The following is a 23,225-nucleotide window of genomic DNA, read 5'->3' on the forward strand; positions in this document are numbered from 1 at the left end:
AGCATGCGCAAGATCACGGCCGCGCTCGCGGCGACGATGATGATCGCCGCCTGCGGCGGGCAGGGGAGCGAGGCGGGCGGCGACGACCAGACCAGGGTCACGCTCGTGCAGGGCCTGGCCGGTGAGGAGTTCTACGAGACGATGGCCTGCGGCGCGAAGGCCAAGGCCCAGGAGCTGGGCGTGGCGCTCGACGTGCAGGGGCCGCAGAAGTTCGATCCGACGCTCCAGACGCCGATCGTCAACTCCGTGACCGCGAGCGCGCCGGACGCCATGCTGATCGCGCCGACCGACGTCAAGGCGATGATCGCGCCGCTGACCCAGGCCAAGCAGCAGGGCATCAAGATCATCCTGGTGGACACGGTGGTCGAGGACGAGAGCATCGGCCTGTCGCGGATCAGCACCGACAACGTCAAGGGCGGCGCGGCGGCGGCCCAGGCGCTGTCGGAGCAGATCGGCGGCAAGGGCAAGGTGCTGGTCATCTCCACCGACCCCGGCGTCAGCACCGTGGACGCGCGGATCAGGGGCTTCGAGCAGGAGATCACGGCGAACCACCCGGACGTCGACCATCTCGGGGTGCAGTACTCGCACAACGACGTCGGCGAGGCGTCCAGGATCGTCAACGCGGCGCTGGCGAAGGATCCCGAGCTGGCCGGGGTGTTCGCGGCGAACCTCAACTCGGCCACCGGTGCGGGCTCGGCGCTGCGGCAGGCGGGCAAGCTGGGCGAGGTCAAGATGGTGGGGTTCGACGCCGGGCCCGCGCAGGTCAAGCAGCTCAAGGACGGCGTCGTGCAGGCCCTGATCGCGCAGTTGCCCGGCGACATCGGCGCCAAAGGCGTCGAGCAGGCGGTGGCCGCGGTCAAGGGGCAGCAGGTCACGGCGTCGATCCCGACGGACGCCACGATCGTCACGGAGGAGAACGTCGACCAGCCGGAGGTGCAGAAGATCCTTTACCGGGCGGGGTGCTGATCCGGGCCGGCAGGACGGAGGGGAGCCGGGAGCGGAGCCTGACCTAGGCCGGCAGGGCGGCGAGGAGGAAGGCGAGCCGGGCGGCGGCGGACTCGACGTCTTCCGAGGTGCCCAGGCGGTAGCCCCAGGAGGTGATGAACGCGCCCTCGTCGGAGCAGGTCACGGTCTCGGCGAGGGTGGCGGAGAAACGGTTGCGGACCGACACGTAGGCAGGGTCGCTGGACAGGGCGAGGCTCTGGACCGACAGGTCCGCGTGACGACCCGCGTGCCAGGCGAACCGCTCGAGGCAGAGCGCGGTATCAAGCATCATGCGTCACCTCCGCAACGTCTCGCGACAGAATTGCACGATCTTGGGGCGGGAGGCAAGCAATTGCTGCGGTTAATGTGCGGTTTGTTTCCGGTAATCGTGAAGGATCCTGATGATGACCTCCCGCCCGGACTCCTCGAACTCGGCCACCTTCGCGAAGTCGTCGAACGCCCGGACGTAGAAGGCGATGTCGTCGGGGTCGCGCAGGATGAGGTCCTTCGTCATGGTGGCCACGCCGACCATGGAATCGTTGTAGATCCAGAACCCGTTGACCGGGTTGGACGGGAACTCGGCGTCGAAGGGGATCACGCCGAACTCCACGTTCGGCAGCGTGCTGACGGCCAGCAGGCGGTCGAGCTGGCCGCGCATGACCTCGGGCGGCGCCAGGAGGGTGCGGAGCGTGGACTCCGACACCACGAACCGGAACGTCCTCGTGCGGTCGTAGAGGATCTCCTGGCGCTGCATGCGCACCCGGACCGCCGCGTCGATCTGGTCGGCGGCGCTGTAGAGGCGCTTGACCTTGCGGAACACGTGCCTGGCGTATTCGGAGGTCTGCAGCAGGCCCACGATGATGCCGGGCTCGAACACCCGGAACAGCTTGGTGCGCGCCTCCAGGTCGCGGACGTCCTCCTGGAGGGCGGCCAGCCCGCTGCGGTGGCGCTGCTTCCAGTCGTCGTGCCGTTCGAGCAGCGCGATCGCCTGCCGGATCAGCTCGTCGGTCGTGTCGGGCGAGGCGCGTACGGCCTGCGCCCACACGACCACGTCGTCCTCGGTGGCGGTCTGCCTGGCGTTCTCCAGGCGCGAGACCTTGGACGGTTGCCAGCGCAGCTGCTCGGCCAGCTCCTTGCCGGACAGCCGGGCCGCCTCGCGCAGCTGGCGTAAATGGCTGCCGAGGTCGATCCGCGCCTGCTGAAAGGACGTCACGCCGCAAGAGGCTAGCCCTGCTTGCGTCGATCATGCCAGTGGGGTGCGCAATTGTGATCAGCCGGTAGCCGTGGGTGTTCCTCCGCAGGTGGGGAAAGCGGTTGCCGAACCGTCGGTCAGGACCCGGCGGGCGATTTCGGTGATGAGCTCGCGGGGCACCTCGACGGCGCCCTCGCCGTCGAGCACGTCGCGAAGGTCCGCGAGCGCCTCCGCGTCGGTGACCTGGAGGCCCTGGACGACGATGGTGCCGCGGTCGGTCTCGTACAGGGTGGGACAGGCGCCCGCCTCCGAGGTGGACCCGAGGAACCGCATACGCATGACGATCCTTCCCCGATGAAAGATGCAATTGCGCGCAATTGTATGGCTCGGGGGTCTATGTGTGATCGTTTCTCCGAAAATCGTGATATTTGGTCAGTTGAGCGTGCCGCCCTTGAGCTCCTGGGCCCGCTCGAACAGGCCGAGCGTCACCGCGTACCAGTCGATGGCCGACATGTCGCGCTCGGACAGTGCCGCGTAGGAGGCGATGATCTCCTGCGGCGCGGGCAGTCCCGGCACGTGGTCGTCGCCCGCCGGCCATCCCCGCGCAAGCGGGACGAGAGGCCGCTCCCTTCGGGAAGCGGAGGAGTCACGAGGTAGAACACCGGCTCCCGCGCGGCCACCAGCGCGGGGGCGGGCACCGGCGTGCCGTGCGGCGCCGCCGGCACCCGGGCCTCGCGGTGGAGCACCTCGTTGCTCATGCGGCGGGCGCGCAGCGGACGCCTGCGCAGGATGTACGGCGGCCGCCGCGTTCGAGGCGGACCATGACGTTCTGGGTGCCGCCGGGGACCGGCGTGGCCCCCGTGATCGGGACCGGCGGCGGCCCCTGATCGTCCATCCACGCGCCGGGCTCGTCGAGGTCGATGGCGCCGGCGTCGACGTGGATGGAGGTCATGTGCCGCCCTTCGGCCAGAACGATGTTCTGGTGGGGGCCCTATGCGGGCCCCGCGAACCGGGTCAACCGAGTGCCTGCATGAAGGGGAGGAACTGGCGTGACCGGTCTCCGGGCAGGTCGTCGCCGCGCACCATGAACGCGACCTCCCACGGCTCGCCGATGCCGTGCTCGCCCGCCCACCGGATCATGGACTCGTGGGCGAGGTCGAAGTCCATCCGCACCTCGCCGCCCGCGTCGAGCGCCAGGTCGCCGATCAGGGCGCGCGCCGTCTCCTCGTCGCCGGCCACGACCGGGCCGATCACGGTGTTGTCGTCGTTGCGCCAGCACTGGCCGAAACCGCCGGCCGCCACCCTGACCTGCTCGCCGAACGTGAACATCCGCCGCAGCGCCGCCGACCTGTCCATGCCGAACACCTCGGCGTCGAGCGCGAGGACGGCGTCGAGGTCGGCTGCCGTGGCGGGACGGGTCAGGCCCGAGGGCTCGCCCGCGAAGACGCCCGTGTGCTTGGCCACCCGGCCGACCGTCCGGAAGCCGAGCTGCTCGTAGAGCGGCCGGCCCTGCCCGGTGGCGTGGAGGAAGACGGTGCGGTCGCCGGCCTGGTCGAGCACGTGCCGCATGAGCGCGCGGCCGAGGCCCTGCCTGGCGTAGCGGGACGCGGTGAGCACCATGCTGATCACGGCGTGCCCGTCGCCGTAGGGGGTCAGGACGTTGCACGCGGCAAGGCCGTCGCCGTCAGGGGCGTCGATGCCGTACGGCTCGCCGATCTCGAACAGCAGGCGCCACTTGTGCTCCTCGGGCGGCCAGTCGCGGTCTTTGGCCAGGCGGACGCAGTCGTCCAGGTCATGGATGGTGAGGCGGCGCATGAGACCTCATCCTGCTGCATCGGCGGACATGATCTCAAAAGGTTTCTGCAGCAGGATGAAGGCATGGAGTGCGTTGTGGCGGTTGATGTTGGCGGCACCACCATGAAAGGCGGACTTGTCACCCGCGACGGGACATGTCTGCATGTCGAGCGGCGGCCCACCCCGCGCGCCGGCGGCCCTGAGCGCGTGATCGCGGCCGTCTCCGCCTTCGTCGCCGACCTCGCCCGGCCCCGGCCCGGAACACGCCCGCAGGCGGTGGGGCTGGTGGTGCCCGGTCTCGTCACGGCGGAACGGGCCGTCTTCTCGGCCGCGTTCGGCTGGCGGGACGTGCCCGCGTCGTCGTTCACGGACGTGGACATGCCGGTGGCGCTCGGGCATGACGTCCGCGCGGCCGGGGAGGCGGAGCTGGCCTACGGGGCGGGCGGGGACGACGTGCTCTACCTGCCCATCGGCACGGGCATCGCGGGCGCGGTGGTCCTGTCCGGGTCGCCGTACGGGGGCGCCGCCGGATGGGCCGGGCAGATCGGCCACATCCCGGTACGGCCCGGCGGGGCGGCCTGCGGGTGCGGGCAGCGGGGCTGCCTGGCGGCGTACGCGTCGGGCGGCGCGGTCGCGGCCCGGTACGGCGCCGGCGGGGCCGAGGAGGTGGTGCGGCGAGCCTCGGAGGGAGACGCGGCGGCCGGGCGGGTGTGGGACACGGCCGTGGAGGCGCTCGCCCTGGCCCTGGCCACGTACACGCGGCTGCTGGATCCGGCGGCCGTCGTCATCGGCGGCGGGGTCTCCCACGCGGGCGACGCCCTGATCGTCCCCCTCCGGGCCCGCCTGTCAACCCTCCTGTCCCCTCATCCGCCGTCCCCGTCCCTGCCGGCCGACGGGCGGTCAACGTCGCAGGAGGCGGCGGCACACGCGCGGTCGTCGCCGGGGGCGCCGGAGCGGCGGGTGCAGGAGCGGCGGGCGCCGGAGGTCAGGGCGTCGGCGCTCGGGGCTCGGGCGGGGGTGCTGGGCGCGGGGCTGCTGGGGTGGCGGATGGCCGGCTCAGTCCAGGAGCGCCGTGGGGATGCGCAGAGGCCGGGCGCGTAGCTCCTCGCCCAGCGCCTTGGCCTGCGGGTCCATGCGCGGGCTCGCCGCCACACCCCGGCCCAGGAGCCCGTGGATGACGAAGTTGAGCGCCTTGAGGTTCGGCAGCTCGTAGCGGTCGACGCGGTACGCGGCCAGATGCGGCAGGAGGCGCTTGAGCCGGTCAGGGGTCAAGGTGGCGGCCAGCCACGCGTAGCGGTCCGGTGTCCCGGCCCAGACTCCCAGGTTGGCGTTGCCGCCCTTGTCGCCGGAACGGGCCCCCACGATGCGCCCCAGCGGCATCCACACGGTCTCCTCACCCGCGACGCCGCCCGTGCCGTGCGCGTCCTTCTCGTGCGCGGCGCCTGCCGGGGCGGGGTGGGCCGCGCCGGGCGCCCGGACGGAGGCGGGATCCGCGGTCCGCTGGGGGGTGGCGGGGTCGAAGGGCTCCGACGTGAGCGGGGCTGCCGGGGCGGGGAGGGAGGACGGAGGGTGAGGACCGGCGGGGACGGCGGGGACGGGTATCTCCGCGCCGTTCACGAAGACCTGCGGGCGCACGCCCGAGGCCGGGACCAGGACCGGCCAGTAGACCCCGTACGGCGTGGCGTTGCCGGGCGGGGTGAGGCCGTAGAAGCCCGGGTAACCGGCCAGCCCCGTCTCGACCACGGCCGAGGAGAAGGCCCGCCCCGCCGTGCGTTCGTCTGCGTCCATGACCGTGATCCGCAGCAGGCCGGACTCCGTGAGCGTCACGTCCACCGCGTCGAACGACTCGCGCGGGATCCGCGCCCAGACGGCCTCCTCCGCCACCCGGGCCTTGGCCTCCATGTCGAGCCCCGTGAGGACGAGGGTCATGGTGTTCCGGTAGCCGCCCAGGTAGTTGACGGCGACCTTGAGGGTGCCGGGCGGCGGCTCGCCCCGGACCCCGGAGACCAGCACCCGGTCGGGCCCGTCGCCGGCGAGTGTGATCGTGTCGAACCTGGCCACCACGTCGGGGCCGAGGTAGCGGGGGCCGCCCACCTCGTACACCAGCTGGGCGGTGACCGTGCCGACCGAGACCAGGCCGCCCGTGCCGGGATGCTTGGTGATCACGGCGGATCCGTCCGGGCGGAGCTCCGCGAGCGGGAAGCCGCAATGGGCCAGATCAGGCACGTCCTGGAAGAACGGGTAGTTGCCGCCCGTGGCCTGGCAGCCGCACTCGATGATGTGCCCTGCGACCACCGATCCCGCCAGCGGGTCGAGGTCGGCGGGGCCCCAGCCGTACCGCCAGATGCCGGGCCCGGTCACCAGGGCGGCGTCGGTGACGCGGCCGGTCACCACCACGTCCGCGCCCGCCGACAGGGCGGCGGCGATCGGGCGGCCGCCCAGGTAGGCGTTCGCGGTCAGCGGGGTGGCGTCAAGGCGCTCGCCGGTGTCGGCGTTGACGAGGTCGAGGGGCGTGCCGGTGAGGTCGTCGCCGGTGACGTGGGCGACCGAGGGGGACAGGCCGAGGCGGGCGGCCAGCTCGTGCACGGCCTCCGCGCACCCGGCGGGGTCGAGGCCGCCCGCGTTCGTCACGATCTTGATGCCCCGGTCGAGGCAGGGCCCGAGGACGTCCTCCAGCTGCCGCAGGAACGTCGGCGCGTAGCCGGCGCGGCCCTTGAGCCGGTTGCCGGCCAGGATCAGCATGGTGAGCTCGGCGAGCCAGTCGCCGGTCAGCACGTCGATCGGCCCGCCCTCGACCATCTCCCTGGCCGCGGAGAGCCGGTCGCCGTAGAAGCCGCTGCAGTTGGCGACGCGCAGGGTCATCGCGTGGCCCAGGTGGGCGGCCGCTTCTCCATGTACGCGGCGATGCCCTCCTGGCCCTCCTCCGAGGTGAAACGCTCGGCGGACAGCGTCGTCATCTGCCGCAGCCCTTCACGGAACGACATCGCCGGCACCTGCCTGACCAGCTGCTTGGTGAGGGCCAGCGCCTCGGGAGCGCCCTTGATCAGCAGGTCGGCGTAGTGGGCGACCGCCGCGTCCAGCTCCTCCTCCGGCACGGCCTTGGAGATCAGCCCGATCTCCGCGGCCCTGGCGGCGTCGAAGACCTCGCCGGTCAGGAAGTATTCGGCGGCGGCCCTCGGGTCGAGCCTGCGCAGGACCGGCACCGAGATCATCGCGGGCACCACGCCGAGGCGTACCTCCGTGAACGCGAACGACGCCGTCACCGGCGCGACCGCGAAGTCGCACGCCGCCACCAGGCCGAGGCCGCCGGCCCGCGCGGTGCCGTTGAGCCGGCAGATCACCGGCTTCGGGCTCTCCCAGATGAGGGTGAGGATCTCCGGGAACGACGCCGTCACCGGCGCGTCCGGCTTGCCGTCGGCCGCGCGCTGCTCCTTGATGTCGGCTCCCGAGCAGAACACCTTGCCCGTGGCCGTCAGCACGATCACCCTGGCCGCCGGCTCGGCCAGCGCCCGGTCGAGCCGCTCCCTCAACTCGCCGAGCAGGCGGACGGACAGGGCGTTGCGGTTGGGCGGCGAGTCCAGCGTGATGGTCGCCACGCCCGCGGCCAGGTCCTGGTGGACCAGGGTCATGTGCTCTCCTCCTGAATGATCGCCAGCACGGCTCCCGCCTCGACCTGCCGGCCTTTCTCCACGTGTACGCCGGACACCACGCCGTCGGCGGGGGCGGCGACCCGGTGCTCCATCTTCATGGCCTCGAGCACCAGCACCGGCTGGCCCTTGGCGACCCGGTCGCCGGCCGCCACCTCGACGCGCAGCACGCTGCCCGGCATGGGGGCCAGCAGGGACCCCGGCGCGACGTGCTCGACCGGCTCGGGCAGCCGGGGGAGCGGGGTCAGCACGGCGCAGCCGCCCGCGTGGTCGACGTAGACCTTCGGGTCGCCGTCGTACCGGGCCACCTCGAAGGTGTGGCGGACGCCGTCGTGTTCGAGGACGACGGTGTCCGGTCCGGCGCCGAGCACGGTGACGTTCTCGGGGAGCGGGTCGTACACGGTCTCGGCCTCGGCGAAGCGGGCGCGGCGGGGCTGGGAGCGCACGTTGCGCCAGCCGCTCGGCAGCCCGGCCAGCACGCGCGCGTCGCGCCGGTTGGCGGCGGCCAGGGCGAGGGCGGCGGCCAGCGCGGGCAACTCGCCCGCGGTCTCGGCTGCAGCCTCGCCGGCCGGTTCGGGCTGAGGGCGGGCGGTGGTGCCGTGGACGGGGCCGTCGGGGTCAAGGAATCCGGTATGAGTCTCACCGGCCAGAAAAGCCGGATTTGTCAGGACTCGTACGAGCAAGTCGCGATTAGTGGTGACCCCGTGGAGCTTCGCCCGCCGCAGCGCCGTCGCCAGCCGCCGCACCGCCTGCGCCCGCGTCGAGCCGTGCGCCACCACCTTGGCCAGCATCGCGTCGTAGTGCGGCGACACCACGGATCCCGACTCGACGCCCGCGTCCACGCGCACGTCCCCGGGCACTTCGAACCGCCGCAACACCCCCGTCTGGGGGAGGTAGGCGTCGTCCTCCGCGTACAGCCGCGCCTCGACCGCGTGCCCCGCGGGCCCGGGAGGGCTCGCGGGCAGCGCGACCCCCTCGGCGATCTCCAGCTGGAGCCGGACGAGATCGACGCCGTGGACCAGCTCGGTCACGGGGTGCTCGACCTGGAGCCGGGTGTTCATCTCGAGGAAGGCCACCCGGTCGCCCTTGACCAGGAACTCCACCGTCCCGGCTCCGACGTGGCCGACCGCCCGCGCGGCCCTGACGGCGGCCTCGAACAGGCGCTCCCTCAGCCCGGCGGAGATCCCGGGCGAGGGGCACTCCTCGACGACCTTCTGGTGCCGCCGCTGCACGCTGCACTCGCGCTCGCCCAGCGCCCACACGGTGCCGTGCCGGTCGGCCAGCACCTGGACCTCGACGTGCCGGGCCGCCTCCAGCAGCGGCTCCACGAACACGGCGCCGTCGCCGAAGGCCGCCGCCGCCTCCCGCTGCGCCGACCCGATCTCCCGCGCGAGCTCGCCCGGCTCGCGCACGACGCGCATGCCCCGGCCGCCGCCACCGGCGGACGCCTTCACCAGCAGCGGGAACTCGCCAGGAGCGGCCGGGTCGAGCGACGGCAGCACCGGCACCCCGGCCTGCGCCATCAGCCGCTTGGCCGCGATCTTGGACCCCATGGCCGCGATGGCCGCCGGCGGCGGGCCGACCCACACCAGCCCGGCGTCGAGCACGGCCTGCGCGAACTCGGCGTTCTCCGACAGGAAGCCGTACCCGGGGTGCACGGCGTCCGCCCCGGCGGCGCGGCACGCGGCCAGGATGAGCCCGGCGTCCAGGTACGTCTGCGAGGGATGCGCGCCCGGCAGGCGTACCGCGAGATCGGCCTCGGACACGTGCGGCGCGCTCGCGTCGGGGTCGGAGTGCACCGCCACCGTGACGATGCCGAGCGAGCGGCAGGTGCGGAAGACGCGGCGGGCGATCTCGCCCCGGTTCGCGACGAGCAGGCGGCTGATCACGGGCGGAACACCCCGAATCCCGCCGGCTCGGGCACCGGCGCGCTGTTGATCGCCGACAGGCACATGCCCAGCACGGTGCGCGTGTCGCGCGGATCGATGACCCCGTCGTCGTAGAGGCGCCCCGACAGGAAGAACGCCAGCGACTCGGCCTCGATCTGGGCCTCCACCATCTCCCGCATCGCCGCGTCGGCCTCCTCGTCGTAGACCTGCCCCTTCGCCTGCGCCGACGCCCGGCCCACGATGGACAACACGCCGGCGAGCTGCGCGGGCCCCATCACCGCCGACTTGGCGCTCGGCCAGCTGAACAGGAAGCGGGGGTCGTAGGCCCGCCCGCACATGCCGTAGTTGCCCGCGCCGTACGACGCGCCCATGACGATCGTCAGATGGGGAACGGTCGAGTTGGACACCGCGTTGATCATCATCGCGCCGTGCTTGATGATGCCGCCCTGCTCGTAGTCCTTGCCGACCATGTAGCCGGTCGTGTTCTGCAGGAAGACGAGCGGCGTGCGCGACTGGTTGGCCAGCTGGATGAACTGCGTGGCCTTCTGCGACTCCTCGCTGAACAGCACGCCCCGGGCGTTGGCCAGCACGCCGACCGGATAGCCGTGGATCCGCGCCCGGCCCGTCACCAGCGAGACGCCGTACGCCGGTTTGAACTCCTCGAACTCGCTGCCGTCCACCACCCGCGCGATCACCTCCCGGGGATCGAACGGCACCTTCAGGTCCTCGGGGACGATGCCGAGCAGCTCGTCCGCCGGATAGGCCGGCTCCCGCGCGGGCAGCGGGACGGCGCCCCGCTTGCGCCAGCCGAGCGAGCGCACGATCGAGCGCCCGATGCGCAGCGCGTCGTGCTCGTCCTCCGCCAGGTGGTCGGCGAGCCCGCTCACCCTGGCGTGCATCTCCGCCCCGCCCAGCGACTCGTCGTCGGACTCCTCGCCGGTCGCCATCCTGACCAGCGGCGGCCCGCCCAGGAACACCTTGGCCCGCTCCCGCACCATCACCACGTAGTCGCTCATCCCGGGCACGTAGGCGCCGCCGGCGGTGGAGTTGCCGAAGACGAGCGCGACGGTCGGGACGCCCGCAGCCGACAGCCGCGTCAGGTCGCGGAAGATCTGCCCGCCGGGGATGAAGATCTCCTTCTGCGTCGGCAGGTCCGCGCCGCCGCTCTCGACCAGATTCACGTACGGCAGGCGGTTGCGCAGCGCGATGTCCGCCGCGCGCAGGGACTTCTTCAGCGTCCACGGGTTGGAGGCGCCGCCGCGGACGGTGGGATCGTTCGCCGTGATCACGCACTCGACGCCCTCGATCACGCCGATCCCCGAGACCATGCTCGCCCCGACGGGGAAGTCGCTGCCCCACGCGGCCAGCGGCGACAGCTCCAGGAAGGGGGAGTCGGCGTCGATCAGCAGCTCGACGCGTTCGCGCGCGAGCAGCTTGCCCCGCGCGCGGTGCCGCTCGACGTACTTCTCGCCGCCCCCGCCCACCGCCCTGGCGTGCTCGGCGTCCAGCTCGGCCAGCTTGGCCAGCATCGACGCGCGGCGCCGCTGATGTTCCTCGCTCGCGGGGTCGAGCCTGCTCCTGATCATGCGCCCTCCTCCGGGCGCGCCGAAGGTGACGTGCACGTCAACCCGATCGCCCGCGCCCACAACCGCGTCAGATGGTCGACGGCCGTCTCCTCCGCGGCCTGCTCGCCCAGGTCGAGCCAGACGTGGGCGAAGTGCTCGACCATCCCGCCCAGCATGACCGCGGTCAGCCGGGGGTCGAGCGCCGGGTCGGCCAGGCCCTGCTCCTGCAGCCGCCGCAGCCCGTCGGCGCCCCGGCGCACGAACACCTCGCGCAGTTCGAGCAGCAGTCGCCCGAACCGGTCGTCGCCGGTCGCCGCCTGCTCGAACATCCGCACCAGCCGCGAGTTCGCGGCCCAGGCCCGCAGGTAGAGCCGGTTGGCCGCCTCGATGCGGGCGTAGGGGTCGGCGGAGGCGGCCGTGCCCACGACGCTCGCCGCGAACATCTCTCCGACCACCGCCTCCGCGACCTCGCCGAACAAGGCCTCCTTGGAGCCGAAGTACGTGTAGAAGGTGCCGTGGGAGACCCCGGCCCGCACGCACACGTCGTCGACCCGCACGGCGTCGTATCCGTGCTCCTCGAACGCCTCGCGCCCGGCCTGCAGCAACGCGGCCCGCGTGCGCCTCCCCTTGGAGGTGGACGCCGGAGACTTGACGATCACGTCAGCCACGCTAGCGCACGAGAGCGCTCAGGTCACCGGGCGCGGAGACTCCGCGCGGGCCCGTACGCGCGAGGCCCGGCTGCCGGGTCAGCCGCAGTGGCTCCAGCCGGACTTCCAGCTCTGCAAGCCCCACGAACCGCCCCAGATCACGCACTTCTTCTTCGCCGCCAGCCTGACCGGGCCCGCGTACGCCGAGAACTTGCCCGGGTTGCTCGCCTTGCCGCCCTTCTTGACCTGGAGCAGCGCGTTCATCTGCATCTTGCCCGTCCCGACCAGCTGCGACATCGTGACCACGCAGTTCTTGCCCGACTTCGCGTTGTACGCGAGGTGGATCGTGGCGTTGCTGCCCAGCGCGTGCGAGTCGATGACCTTGTAGCCGGAGCCGCACACCTTGGTCACGGTGTAGGGGTTCTTCTTGGGAGCGACCTTCCTGGGCGCGGCGGCCTGCTTGGGCCGCTTGAAGACCGGGATGGTCCGCGTGGGGCCCGCGGTCGGGCGCGCGGTCGGCTCCGCGTTGGGCTCGACCATCGTCTTCTTCTTTTTCTTGGTCGGCGTGGGCGTCGGCTGCGGCCTGCGGGTCTGCGGGACCGGCGGCGGGGTGTAGCGGTTCGGCCGCGGGGTGACGGTCTTCTTGGGCTTCCTGGGCTTCTTGGTCGTCGGGTCGATGTCCAGGGTGGGGACGGGGACCGTCTCCATCGGGGTGACGGAGGCGGGCGGCTTGCCGGGCTGCCCGGCGCCCGAGCCGTCACCCGGCGTGCTGGTCGTCGAGTTGCCCACCGGCACGACCGGGACTTCCTGGCTGTTCGCCTGCACCACGACGGCGCCGACGACCACGAGCAGGGCCGCGGCGGCGGCGCCCGAGAGCGCGAGGGTCAGCGTGCGGCGCTGCTTGGCGTGCGGGCCGTCACCCGGCCTCGGCGAGCCGCCGGGAGTTCCCTGCTGGAACCCGCCGCCCGGGGGCATGCCGGGGCCGTGCGGCGGCATGCCGGCTCCGGCGCCCTGCGGGCCACTCTGAGGGCCACCCTGCTGGCCACCCTGGGGCGCCCCCGGATACGGGGAGCCGTGCGGTCCCTGGGGCGTACCGTGCGGGCCTTGAGGACCCTGCGGGTGTTGCGAGCCCTGGGGACCTTGGGGGCCGTTCTGAGGGGCTCCCGTTCCGGGCATCGCCGGCTGCTGGCCTCCCGGGGATCCGGCCGGATGGTGCGGTCCAACGGGACCGCCGCCGGAGTGCGGGGCGTTGTGCGCCAGACCCGCCTGGACGGGGCCCGCCTGGACCGGGACATGGGGGACGGGTCCGCCGAGCCCCGGGGTGTGGCCTGCGCCCGGTACAGGGCCGCTCTGGCCAGGGTTGCGCACGGGGCCGCTCTGGCCCTGCCCGGGGACGGGGCCGCTGTGGCCCGGGTTGCCCTGGCCGGGGACGTTCGGGATGGGCCCGCTGAGGCCGGGGTTGTGGCCGGCGCCCGGGACGGAGCCGCCCTGGCCGTGCTGGGCGGCCGCGGGGGGCGTGACGTACTGGCCGGTCTGCGGGGGTCCCACGGGCTGCGGGCCGGTCTGGAGCGGGCCGCCCACGAGGTGAGGGCCGGTCGGCTGCGTCCAGGGGCCGGGGTAGACGTCCTCCGAGGGCGCCGCCTCGCCACCCGGACCGTTCTCGGCTTCGGGACCGCCGCCCTCCGGCTGCGCCGGCGCAGCGGACTGGGTGGCGCCGAACTGCCGGCCCACCGGTTCGATGGCGGTCTTCGGGGCCGGCTGGCCGGTGAGGTTGACGATGAGCTCGTCGGCGGAGGGCCGCTGCGCCGGGTCCTTGGACAGGCAGGCGGCCACCAGCTCGGCGAGCACGCCCTCCATCCTGCCGAGCTCCGGCTCCTCGTTCAGGATGCGGTTCATCACCACGGGGATGGAGTCGGCGCCGAACGCGGGTTTGCCCGTCGCCGCGAACACCATCGTGACGCCCCAGGCGAACACGTCCGCGGCCTCCGACACGGCCGCGCCGGTGAGCTGCTCGGGCGCCAGGTACGACGGCGTCCCCATGGCCATGCCCGTGGCCGTCGCACCGGGGGAGTCGAGCGCGCGGGCGATGCCGAAGTCGATCACGACGGGCCCTTCGGGGCCCATGAGCACGTTGGCGGGCTTGAAGTCGCGGTGCAGGATGCCGGCGCGGTGGATGGCGGCGAGCGCGGTGGCCGTGCTGATCGCGAGCCGTTCGAGTGCCGCACCCCGCCGCGGTCCCTCGTTGATGACCAGCTCGCGCAGCGAGGGCCCGGGGACGAACTCGCTCACGATGTACGGGCGGCTGCCCTCCAGGTCGGCGTGGAGCACGGGGGCGGTGCAGAACCTGGCCACCCGCTGCGCCACCGCGACCTCGCGCAGGAACCTCGTCCTGGCGTCCGTGTCGGCGACCAGGGCGTTGTGCAGCAGCTTGACGGCGACCTGTTCCCCCGAGTCGCTCTCGCCAAGATAGACGATCCCCTGGCCGCCCTCGCCGAGCCGGGCGACGATGTCATACGTCCCCAGCCGCCGCGGATCGTCCGCCTCCAGCGGCTGGAACTGATTCACGTCGGACCCCCATCACAACCCAGTAGATGAGGCAAAACGCTACCAGCGAGACCGTTGGGGCGTCTGCCGGACCTATCAGAACCTTCACGTTTTGACGTAGTAAGTCAGGGTTACTTCGCAGGTAGTGTGCTCTGCGAACCCCAAGGTCACGGCTTGATGAAGCCGAGGTCACCTTTTGTCAAATGGCTTTGCCCGGGTTGAGGAGACCGAGCGGGTCGAAGACCGCCTTGATGCCCCGCTGCACCTCCGTGGCGACCGGCCCCGCCTCGAGGGCCAGCCAGCGCTGCTTGAGCAGGCCGACGCCGTGCTCGCCGGTCAGGGTGCCGCCGAGCTCCAGCGCGTGCGTGAACACCTCGTCCGCCGCGGCCCAGACCTCCGGGGGCGGCTCGATGGTGCCGTGCTCGAAGATGAAGACCGGATGCAGGTTGCCGTCCCCCGCGTGCGCGACCGTGGCGATCCGCACCCCGTGCCGGGCCGCCGCGGCCTCGATCGCGGTGATCATGTCGGGCAACACCGAACGCGGCACGCACACGTCCTCGACCAGGCACGCGCCCTGCCGCTCCTTGGCCTGGTAGGCGAGCCTGCGCAGCCCGATCAGCTCCTCGGCCTCCTGCGGGCTGGAGGAGACGGCCACGAACGAGGCGCCGTTCTCCATGCACAGCTCCTCCATGCGCGCGGCCATCGCCTGGCCGTCCGTCGCGTCCGACTGGCCGATCAGCATGGCCTGGGTCGACGCCTCGAGGCCGATGTTGCGCCACTCGTCGATGGCCTCGAGCGTGGCCCGGTCGAGCAGCTCCATGAGGGAGGGCTGGCAGCCGGCCGCCATGATCGCCGACACGGCGGCGCCCGCGTCGCGCAGCGAGCCGAACTCCGCGGCGAAGGTGGCCGGTGGCGCGACGGGAGCGCGGCGCAACCGCACCGTGGCCGCCGTGATCACGCCCAGGGTGCCCTCCGAGCCCACGAACAGGCCGGTCAGGTCGTAGCCCGTGACGCCCTTCATCGTGCGGCGGCCGGTGTCGAGGATCCGCCCGTCGGCCAGCACGACCTCAAGCCCGAGCGCCGAGTCCCTGGTCACGCCGTACTTGACGCAGCGCAGCCCGCCGGCGTTGGTGGCCAGGTTGCCGCCGATCGTGGAGATCTCGTACGACGACGGGTCGGGCGCGTACATCAGGCCGTGCTCCCTGGCGGCCTTGTCCAGGTCGGCGGTGATGACGCCGGGCTCGACGACGGCGATCTCGTCGGCGGGGGAGAGCTCCCGGATCGCGGTCATCCTGGCCAGCGAGAGGATGACCGAGCCGTCGCCGGCCACGGAGGCGCCCGCCAGGCCGGTGCCCGCCCCGCGCGGCACCACCGGCACCCGGTGCTCGGTGGCCCACTTCATGGTGGTGACCACGTCGTCGCGGGAGGCGGCGAGCACTGCCCCGGCCGGCTTGCCCGGCTCCAGGAACGTCCGGTCGCGGGCATAGGAGTCGATCACGTCCGGATCGGTCAGGACGCGGCCTTCGGGCAGAGAGCTCACCAACGCATCAATCGGTCTCACACCATGCACCTTATGGGCAAATCCCCACTATCCGGAGAGGGGCTCTGGAGGGCGGCTCGGCGGGCGGTTTGCGCAGGCCGTGGCTTAGGGCCAAACTGCCCGAGTGAAAGTCAGGTGCCCGGTGTGTTCGGAGACCGACCAGGTCGTAGCGGTCCCCGGAGCGGTCGCCGCGGGGACCACGTACAAGATCGGGCGGGTGCGGTTACCCGGGGCGCGCGAGGTGGCCGATCTGCCGATGGCGGCGACCCTGGGCGCCTCGAAGCACGTCATGAGCCGCACGCAGCTCGCGGTCTGGTTGTCGTTCCCCAGCCGCCACTACACGCCGTGGGCCAGGAACCAGGGCTACATCCTGCTGCTCCTGGCAGCCCTGGCCCACCTCGTCATGTCGCTGGTCATCGCGATGGGCCAGGACCCCAACTGGGGTGAGGTGCTGCTCGCGCCGTTCTGCCTGACGGGCCTGTTCTGGGGGCTCGGCCTGCTGAACGTGCTCGGTTCGTACGGCGCACGCAAGCGCGACGACAGCGAGGCTCCGGCCAGGGAGAAGGCCATGGCCGTGTGGGAGGGCCTGTGCTACTGCGCCCGCGACAACGTCGTGTTCGAGCCGGGGGTCGGCGTCTCGTTCCATCCGAGCGAGACGCGCGAGTACATCTTCGGCTTCCGGTCGGGCCGCTGACTCAGCCCCGCTCCTCCGCCACCAGGCGCACGCAGACGGCCAGGCCGTTGATGGCCTGCTCCAGCTCGTCGAGCTCTGGGTAGGTCGGCGCGATCCTGATGGTGCGGTCGCCGGGGTCGTCGCCGTAGGGGTGGGTGGCGCCCGCGGGGGTCAGCGCGATGCCCGCGGCCTTGGCCTTGGCCACCACCTCGGCGGCGTGCGGCACCTCCAGGCTGATGAAGTAGCCGCCCTTGGGGCTCGTCCAGGTCGCCAGGTCGCCGAGCTGCTCGGTCAGCACCTTGTCGACCAGCTCGAACTTCGGCCCGATCAGTTCGGCGTGGCGGCGCATGTGGGCGGCGACCCCGGCGCCGTCGCGGAGGAACTCCACGTGCCGCAGCTGGTTGAGCTTGTCGGGGCCGATGGACTGCTTGGCGGTGTTGTGCAGGAACCACTCGACGTTGGCCGGTGAGGAGCCGAAGAACGACACGCCCGCGCCCGCCAGCGTCACCTTCGAGGTGGAGGCGTAGACGAACACGCGGTCGGCGTTGCCCTGTTCGGCGCTGAGCGCGAGCAGGTCGGCCAGCTCGGCCGGGGTGTCGGTGAGGTGGTGCACCGCGTAGGCGTTGTCCCAGAAGATCCGGAAGTCGGGGGCGGCCGCAGGCATGGCGGCCAGCCTGCGCACGGTCTCGTCGCTGTAGACGACGCCGGACGGGTTGCTGTACTTCGGCACGCACCACATGCCCTTGACGCTGGCGTCGGAGGCGACCAGGCGCTCCACGACGTCCATGTCGGGCCCGCCGGCGTTCATCGGGACGGGCACCATCGTGATCCCGAACCGCTCACAGATCGTGAAATGCCGGTCGTACCCCGGCACCGGGCACAGGAACGTGACCTTCGGCTCCTCCACCCACCGGCGCGCGGCGCCCGGCAGCGGCGTCAGCAGCGCGTGCACGATCGTGTCGTGCATCAGGGCCAGGCTGGCGTTGCCGCCCACGACGAGCTGACCGGCGGGCACCTGCACCAGCGGGGCGAACAGCTCGCGCAGCTCGGGCAGGCCCTGCAGGTTGCCGTAGTTGCGGCCGTCGGTGCCGTCGGCCGCGCGGTAGGACGTGGGCAGTTCGAGCATGTCGTTGGAGAGATCGAGCTGGCGCGGTGACGGCTTGCCCCGGGTGAGGTCGAGCTTGAGCCCTCTCTGGACGAGGGCGGCGTAGTCACGCTGAGCGGTCACGAGATCTCCTCCATGTCGGTTCGGTTACGAAGGATAGAAGACGCCGCCATGTGGACCGGCACCGATCCGCGATATGGACGCTCGCGCGTCGCGGAACGTCCAAGCTTTGCCGCAAAGGGTAAAGAACGGCTTCCCGAGCGGCGGTCATTGGCGTGGAATGGGTAGATCGGGGCAGTTGGCACTCCGCACGGGAGGGAGCGGCCGTGACGACCGTTCGCGAACCCTCGATCGAACAGGTCAGGCGCCGGCACACCGGGACCGTGATCGCCTCCTGGTTGTCGACGACCGACCACAAGGTCATCGGCTACCTCTACCTGATCACGTCGTTCGGGTTCTTCCTCGTGGCGGGCGTCATGGCCATGATCATCCGAGCCGAGCTCGCCGGGCCGGGACTGCAGCTGGTCAGCCAGCACCAGTACAACCAGCTGTTCACCATCCACGGCACGATCATGCTGCTGCTGTTCGCCACCCCGCTGTTCGCCGGGTTCACCAACGTGATCATGCCGTTGCAGATCGGCGCGCCCGACGTCGCCTTCCCCCGGCTGAACGCGGTGGCGTACTGGTTGTTCCTGTTCGGCGGGCTGATGGTGCTGGCCGGGTTCTTCACCCCCGGCGGGGCGGCCGACTTCGGGTGGTTCGGGTACACGCCGCTGTCGACGTCCGTCTACTCGCCGCAGGTCGGCGGCGATCTGTGGATCATGGGACTGGCTTTGTCGGGGCTCGGCACGATCCTCGGCGCGGTCAACTTCATCACCACGATCATCGCCATGCGGGCGCCGGGCATGACGATGTTCCGGATGCCGATCTTCTGCTGGAACGTGCTGCTGACCTCGATGATGGTGCTGCTGGCGTTCCCCGTGCTGGCCGCCGCGCTGCTCGTGCTCGAGTCGGATCGCAAGCTGGGCACGCAGGTCTTCCTGGCCGAGAACGGCGGGCCGCTGCTCTGGCAGCACCTGTTCTGGTTCTTCGGCCACCCCGAGGTCTACATCATCGCGCTGCCGTTCTTCGGCATCGTCACCGAGGTCATCCCGGTCTTCAGCCGCAAGCCCGTCTTCGGCTACCTGGGGCTGGTCGGCGCCACGATCGCCATCGCCGGGTTGTCGATGACGGTCTGGGCGCACCACATGTTCGCGACCGGGCAGGTGCTGCTGCCGTTCTTCTCGTTCATGACGTTCCTCATCGCGGTGCCGACGGGCGTGAAGTTCTTCAACTGGGTCGGCACGATGTGGCGCGGGCACCTGAGCTTCGAGTCGCCGATGTTGTTCTCGGTCGGCTTCCTGGTGACGTTCCTCCTGGGCGGCCTGACCGGCGTCATCCTGGCCTCGCCGCCGCTCGACTTCCACATCAGCGACACCTACTTCGTCGTCGCGCACTTCCACTACGTGGTGTTCGGCACCGTGGTGTTCGCCATGTTCGCCGGGTTCTACTTCTGGTGGCCGAAGATGACCGGCAAGATGCTCGACGACAAGCTGGGCAAGCTGCACTTCTGGACCCTGTTCATCGGCTTCCACATGACGTTCCTCGTGCAGCACTGGCTGGGGCAGATCGGCATGCCCAGGAGGTACGCCGACTACAGCGCGGCGGACGGCTTCACCTTCCTCAACGAGGTCTCGTCCGTCGGCGCGTTCCTGATCGGCGCCTCGACGCTGCCGTTCCTCTACAACGTGTTCAAGACCGCGAGGAGCGCGCCCAAGGTCACGCTCGACGACCCCTGGGGCTACGGCAACTCGCTGGAGTGGGCCACGAGCTGCCCGCCGCCGCGGCACAACTTCACGTTCATGCCGCCGATCCGCTCCGAGAGGCCCGCATTCGACCTGCACTATCCGCGGGAACGGACGAACGTGCCGCCCGAGGTGGACCCCGGGGCGGACCCCGAGCTCCGGCCCGGCGAGGGTACGAGCGACTGACCTTTCCCGAACCGTGACGCGGTGCTTGTGTGGAGGTGACGTTTCGCCTATCTAGGGAGATCGGCGATGACCGGCACGAAGATCCCCTTCGACCCCGAGACGGCTCCCTGCGGGAAGAAGTCCGGTGGTGAACGCCTCATCGACGACGACGAGTACGGCCTGGTGATCCGCGACCAGTTCTTCGACTGCGGCTGCCGCATGATCCGGCACGAGTACCACGACGGCAGCATCCACCTGTCCGCCATCCGCCACGACGGCAAGCGGGTGAAGGACCCGATCCAGCCCGACCACGGGAAGTGACGTACATGATCGACGTGCTCATCGTCGGAGGAGGCGGAGCGGGCCTGCGGGCGGCGGTCGCGGTCGCCGAGGTGGATCCCGCCCTCAAGGTGGCGGTCGCGTCCAAGGTCTATCCGATGCGCAGCCACACGGTCTCCGCCGAGGGCGGCGCCGCCGGGGTGATCGGCCTCGACGACACCCTCGACGAGCACTGCTACGACACGATCTCGGGCGGGGACTGGCTGCCCGACCAGGACGCGGTCGAGGCGTTCGTGGACGAGGCGCCGCGCGAGCTGATGCAGCTGGAGCACTGGGGCTGCCCGTGGAGCCGCGAGCCGGACGGGCGGGTGGCGGTGCGCCCGTTCGGCGGGATGAAGAAGATGCGCACCTGGTACGCCGCCGACAAGACCGGCTTCCACCTCCTGCACACCCTCTTCCAGACAACGCTTAAATATCAGGACATCATCAGGTACGACGAGTGGTTCGTCACCAAGCTCGTCGTCGACGACGGCCGCGTCCACGGCGTCGTGGCCGTCGAGATCAGGACCGGCCGCATCGAGACCATCCCCGCCAGGACCGTCATCCTGGCCACCGGCGGCTGCGGCCGCGCCTTCCCCTTCACCACGAACGCCGCCATCAAGACCGGCGACGGCATGACCCTCGCCTACCGGGCGGGAGCGCCGCTGAAGGACATGGAGTTCGTCCAGTACCACCCGACCGGCCTGCCGTTCACCGGCATTCTCATCACCGAGGCGGCCAGGGCGGAGGGCGGCTGGCTGATCAACAAGGACGGCTACCGCTACCTGCAGGACTACGACCTCGGCACCCCCACGCCCACGCCGAAGCTGCGCAGCATGGAGCTCGGCCCGCGCGACCGGCTGTCCCAGGCGTTCGTGCACGAGCAGGAGAAGGGCCGCACCGTGGACACGCCGTACGGCCCGGTCGTCCACCTGGACCTGCGCCACCTCGGGGCGGGCAAGATCGACGACCGCATCCCGTTCGTCCGCGAGCTGTGCCGCAGCTACCAGAACCTCGACCCAGCCACCGACCTGATCCCGGTGCGCCCTGTCGTGCACTACATGATGGGCGGCGTCCACACCGACATCGACGGCGCCACCCCCGTCGCCGGGCTGTACGCGGCCGGGGAGACGGCGTGCGTCAGCATCAACGGGGCCAACCGGCTCGGCTCCAACTCCCTGCCCGAGATCCTCGTCTTCGGCCGGCGCGCGGGCGTCGCCGCCGCCGGGTTCGCCCGGTCGCACAGGAGCGGCGAGCCGTCCTGCGTACGCGCCCAGGGGGAGGACGAACGGCGGCGGTTGGAACGCGCGCGCGGGGGCAGCGGGCACGGGGAGCGGATCGCCGACCTGCGCGAGCAGATGCAGCACACGCTCGAAGGAGCGGCGGGCATCTACCGCACGGGCGACGCGCTGGCCAAGGCCGCCGACACGCTGGCCGAGCTGCGCGAGCGCGCCGAGGAGGCCCGCATCGACGACACGAGCACGACGTTCAACACCGAGCTGATCAACCTGCAGGAGCTGCACGCCATGCTGGAGGTCGCGCAGACGATCGTCGCCTGCGCGCTGAACAGGAGGGAGTCGCGCGGCGCGCACCAGCGCACCGACTTCCCCGCCAGGGACGACGAGGCGTTCCTGGCGCACTCGCTGGTGCACCGCGCCCCCGACGGCACGCCGTCCGTCGGCCTGCTCCCCGTGACGATCACCCGATGGCCCCCGGGAGAAAGGGTGTATGGCCGTGACTGAGCCGATGAGCGCGTCTGAATCAGGCGTGACTGATGGCAAGGAGACCAGGACGCTGCGGATGGAGGTGTCCCGGTACCGGCCGGGGGAGGACGACGAGCCGGTGCTCCAGGGATACGACGTGCCGCTCATGCCCGACTGGGCCGTGCTCGACGGGCTCAACTACATCAAGGACCAGCTCGACGGCAGCCTGTCCTACCGCTGGTCGTGCCGGATGGGCGTGTGCGGCTCGTGCGGCATGACCGTCAACGGCGAGCCCCGGCTGACCTGCGGCACCTTCCTCACCGAGTACGGCGACGGCCCGGTGCGGATCGAGCCGCTGAAGGGGTTTCCCGTCATCAGGGACCTGGTCGTGGACATCGACGACTTCCTGGCCAAGCTGTCGTCGGTGCGGCCCTGGCTGGTCAGGGAGGGCGAGGACCTGCCGCTGACCACCGAGTACGCCCAGACGCCCGAGCAGCTGGAGGCGTACAAGCAGTACAGCATGTGCATCAACTGCCTGCTGTGCTACTCGGCCTGCCCGGTCTACGTGCTCGAACCCGACTTCCTCGGCCCGGCCGCCATCGCCCTCGCCCAGCGCTACAACCTCGACTCGCGCGACATGGGGGACCGGTTCGACGTGCTCAACCTGGAGGACGCCGTGTGGGGCTGCACGTTCGTCGGCGAGTGCACCCAGGTCTGCCCCAAGCACGTGGATCCGGCCGAGGCCATCCAGCGGTACAAGCTGACCGCCGCCCTGCGCTCGGTGCTGCCGTGGAGCAGGCGATGACCTCCAAGGAGAAGGTGACCCCGAGCGCCGCCGTACGCACCACCTCGGCCGCCTACCGGCCGCGGACCGACCGGCTGTGGTTCGCCCGCAGCCGCCGCTACACCTTCTTCGTGCTGCGGGAGCTGACCAGCGTCTTCGTGGCGTGGGCGATCGTCTTCACGCTGATGCTCGTGGACGCGGTGCTCGGCGGGTCGCTGCGGGACTTCGCCGCGCTGGCCTCCCGGCCCTGGATGATCGCGCTCAACGTCGTCGCCCTGGCCGCGACCGCCTTCCACGCGATCACGTTCCTCAACCTGGCGCCCAAGGCCACCGTCGTCCGGCTGGACGGCTGGCGGGTGCCCGCCTGGATGATCCAGGGCGGCAACCATTCGGCCTGGGTGCTGGTCTCCGCGCTGATCGCCTATTTCATCCTGAGGTCGCCATGAAGCGCACGCCCGAACCGTATCTGTGGTTGTTGTTCAGCGGCGGGGGCGTGGTGGCGGCGCTCGTGCTGCCGGTGCTGGTGCTGCTGTTCGGGGTGCTCATGCCGCTCGGCGTCGTCGACTGGCCCGCCGTCGATCATCTGCGCGCGCTGCTGGGCGGCGTGGTCGTACGGGCCGCGCTGCTCGTGGTCGTGACGCTGTGTCTTTTTCACGCCGCCCACCGCATTCGTTTCACCAGTGAAGAGCTGTTCGGCATCGCGAGGTTCGATCGGGCGCTGGCGGTGATCTGCTACGGGGCGGCGCTGGCGGGCGTGGCCGTGGCCGTTTGGGTGATGGCCTGATTGTCGTAGTTTGATCACGTTTCAACAATTCCCTTTACGACCCGTTT

The 23,225-nt window shown here is 71.4% G+C and carries 23 protein-coding genes; 9 read left to right on the forward strand and 14 right to left on the reverse strand.

Going from position 1 to position 23,225, the window contains the following annotated elements; all coding sequences use genetic code 11:
• The first annotated feature begins 3 nt into the window (after window positions 1-3).
• Complete coding sequence (locus tag ACZ6SA_RS11430) at window positions 4-966, forward strand: ABC transporter substrate-binding protein (protein WP_347644136.1); 963 nt, start codon at window positions 4-6, stop codon at window positions 964-966.
• A 43-nt stretch (window positions 967-1,009) separates the two neighbouring features.
• On the opposite strand, the gene ACZ6SA_RS11435 is transcribed toward ACZ6SA_RS11430, so the two are convergent.
• The 6 genes from ACZ6SA_RS11435 to ACZ6SA_RS11460 form a co-directional block, all read right to left on the reverse strand.
• On the reverse strand, window positions 1,010-1,276 hold the full coding sequence (locus tag ACZ6SA_RS11435; protein WP_347620896.1) for a hypothetical protein: 267 nt from the start codon (window positions 1,274-1,276) through the stop codon (window positions 1,010-1,012).
• A gap of 69 nt (window positions 1,277-1,345) precedes the next feature.
• The gene (locus ACZ6SA_RS11440; RefSeq protein WP_347644135.1) at window positions 1,346-2,197 is read right to left on the reverse strand and encodes a helix-turn-helix domain-containing protein; all 852 of its coding nucleotides are present in this window, start codon (window positions 2,195-2,197) and stop codon (window positions 1,346-1,348) included.
• Between the two features lie 57 nt (window positions 2,198-2,254).
• Window positions 2,255-2,515: a hypothetical protein gene (locus tag ACZ6SA_RS11445; protein WP_132598580.1), complete on the reverse strand. Its 261-nt coding sequence runs from the start codon at window positions 2,513-2,515 to the stop codon at window positions 2,255-2,257.
• Window positions 2,516-2,608: 93 nt separating this feature from the next.
• Entirely contained in the window at window positions 2,609-2,752 is a 144-nt protein-coding gene (locus ACZ6SA_RS11450) for a hypothetical protein (RefSeq protein ID WP_465827677.1), read from the reverse strand.
• Between the two features lie 178 nt (window positions 2,753-2,930).
• Window positions 2,931-3,128 (reverse strand): hypothetical protein, encoded by a 198-nt coding sequence (locus ACZ6SA_RS11455; protein ID WP_465827679.1) that lies wholly within the window; start codon window positions 3,126-3,128, stop codon window positions 2,931-2,933.
• Window positions 3,129-3,190: 62 nt separating this feature from the next.
• Window positions 3,191-3,991 (reverse strand): GNAT family N-acetyltransferase, encoded by an 801-nt coding sequence (locus ACZ6SA_RS11460; protein ID WP_347644133.1) that lies wholly within the window; start codon window positions 3,989-3,991, stop codon window positions 3,191-3,193.
• Window positions 3,992-4,066: 75 nt separating this feature from the next.
• On the opposite strand from ACZ6SA_RS11460, the gene ACZ6SA_RS11465 reads away from it, so the two are divergent.
• Window positions 4,067-5,071 (forward strand): ROK family protein, encoded by a 1,005-nt coding sequence (locus ACZ6SA_RS11465; RefSeq protein ID WP_347644132.1) that lies wholly within the window; start codon window positions 4,067-4,069, stop codon window positions 5,069-5,071.
• Here the strand turns inward: ACZ6SA_RS11465 and ACZ6SA_RS11470 are convergent.
• From ACZ6SA_RS11470 to ACZ6SA_RS11500, 7 genes are all read right to left on the reverse strand, one after another.
• Window positions 5,027-6,832, reverse strand: coding sequence for an acyclic terpene utilization AtuA family protein (locus ACZ6SA_RS11470; RefSeq protein WP_347644131.1), 1,806 nt, complete (start codon window positions 6,830-6,832; stop codon window positions 5,027-5,029). The two genes, ACZ6SA_RS11465 and ACZ6SA_RS11470, sit on opposite strands and share 45 nt — an antisense overlap.
• Window positions 6,829-7,599 (reverse strand): enoyl-CoA hydratase-related protein, encoded by a 771-nt coding sequence (locus ACZ6SA_RS11475; RefSeq protein ID WP_347644130.1) that lies wholly within the window; start codon window positions 7,597-7,599, stop codon window positions 6,829-6,831. The genes ACZ6SA_RS11470 and ACZ6SA_RS11475 overlap by 4 nt, the downstream gene beginning before the upstream one ends.
• Window positions 7,596-9,506: an ATP-binding protein gene (locus ACZ6SA_RS11480; RefSeq protein ID WP_347644129.1), complete on the reverse strand. Its 1,911-nt coding sequence runs from the start codon at window positions 9,504-9,506 to the stop codon at window positions 7,596-7,598. Before ACZ6SA_RS11480 ends, ACZ6SA_RS11475 begins: the two co-directional genes overlap by 4 nt.
• Window positions 9,503-11,092, reverse strand: coding sequence for an acyl-CoA carboxylase subunit beta (locus ACZ6SA_RS11485; protein ID WP_347644128.1), 1,590 nt, complete (start codon window positions 11,090-11,092; stop codon window positions 9,503-9,505). The genes ACZ6SA_RS11480 and ACZ6SA_RS11485 overlap by 4 nt, the downstream gene beginning before the upstream one ends.
• Entirely contained in the window at window positions 11,089-11,730 is a 642-nt protein-coding gene (locus ACZ6SA_RS11490; protein WP_465827683.1) for a TetR/AcrR family transcriptional regulator, read from the reverse strand. Before ACZ6SA_RS11490 ends, ACZ6SA_RS11485 begins: the two co-directional genes overlap by 4 nt.
• A gap of 87 nt (window positions 11,731-11,817) precedes the next feature.
• Entirely contained in the window at window positions 11,818-14,283 is a 2,466-nt protein-coding gene (locus ACZ6SA_RS11495) for a serine/threonine protein kinase (protein WP_347644126.1), read from the reverse strand.
• A gap of 178 nt (window positions 14,284-14,461) precedes the next feature.
• Window positions 14,462-15,823: an FAD-binding oxidoreductase gene (locus ACZ6SA_RS11500; protein ID WP_347644125.1), complete on the reverse strand. Its 1,362-nt coding sequence runs from the start codon at window positions 15,821-15,823 to the stop codon at window positions 14,462-14,464.
• A gap of 121 nt (window positions 15,824-15,944) precedes the next feature.
• Here ACZ6SA_RS11500 and ACZ6SA_RS11505 point away from each other — a divergent pair, with 121 nt between their 5' ends.
• On the forward strand, window positions 15,945-16,496 hold the full coding sequence (locus ACZ6SA_RS11505) for a hypothetical protein (protein WP_132602028.1): 552 nt from the start codon (window positions 15,945-15,947) through the stop codon (window positions 16,494-16,496).
• 1 nt (window position 16,497) lies between these two features.
• Here ACZ6SA_RS11505 and ACZ6SA_RS11510 read toward each other — a convergent pair whose 3' ends face one another.
• Window positions 16,498-17,703 carry an aspartate aminotransferase type Ic gene (locus tag ACZ6SA_RS11510; RefSeq protein WP_347644124.1) on the reverse strand — a complete coding sequence of 402 codons (1,206 nt, stop codon included), beginning with the start codon at window positions 17,701-17,703 and terminating at the stop codon, window positions 16,498-16,500.
• A 203-nt stretch (window positions 17,704-17,906) separates the two neighbouring features.
• Here ACZ6SA_RS11510 and ctaD point away from each other — a divergent pair, with 203 nt between their 5' ends.
• From ctaD to frdD, 6 genes are all read left to right on the forward strand, one after another.
• Entirely contained in the window at window positions 17,907-19,610 is a 1,704-nt protein-coding gene (gene ctaD, locus ACZ6SA_RS11515) for an aa3-type cytochrome oxidase subunit I (RefSeq protein ID WP_347644123.1), read from the forward strand.
• Between the two features lie 66 nt (window positions 19,611-19,676).
• A complete protein-coding gene (locus tag ACZ6SA_RS11520) occupies window positions 19,677-19,910 on the forward strand; it encodes a hypothetical protein (RefSeq protein WP_347644122.1) in 234 nt (77 codons plus the stop codon).
• Window positions 19,911-19,915: 5 nt separating this feature from the next.
• Window positions 19,916-21,649 carry a fumarate reductase (quinol) flavoprotein subunit gene (gene frdA, locus ACZ6SA_RS11525; RefSeq protein ID WP_347644121.1) on the forward strand — a complete coding sequence of 578 codons (1,734 nt, stop codon included), beginning with the start codon at window positions 19,916-19,918 and terminating at the stop codon, window positions 21,647-21,649.
• Window positions 21,650-21,674: 25 nt separating this feature from the next.
• Window positions 21,675-22,415: a succinate dehydrogenase iron-sulfur subunit gene (gene sdhB / locus ACZ6SA_RS11530; RefSeq protein ID WP_347644120.1), complete on the forward strand. Its 741-nt coding sequence runs from the start codon at window positions 21,675-21,677 to the stop codon at window positions 22,413-22,415.
• On the forward strand, window positions 22,412-22,840 hold the full coding sequence (locus tag ACZ6SA_RS11535; RefSeq protein ID WP_347644119.1) for a hypothetical protein: 429 nt from the start codon (window positions 22,412-22,414) through the stop codon (window positions 22,838-22,840). Before sdhB ends, ACZ6SA_RS11535 begins: the two co-directional genes overlap by 4 nt.
• Window positions 22,837-23,178, forward strand: coding sequence for a fumarate reductase subunit FrdD (frdD, locus tag ACZ6SA_RS11540; protein ID WP_465827688.1), 342 nt, complete (start codon window positions 22,837-22,839; stop codon window positions 23,176-23,178). Before ACZ6SA_RS11535 ends, frdD begins: the two co-directional genes overlap by 4 nt.
• Window positions 23,179-23,225: the final 47 nt, after the last annotated feature.

This window comes from Nonomuraea sp. NPDC049378 (assembly GCF_055586745.1).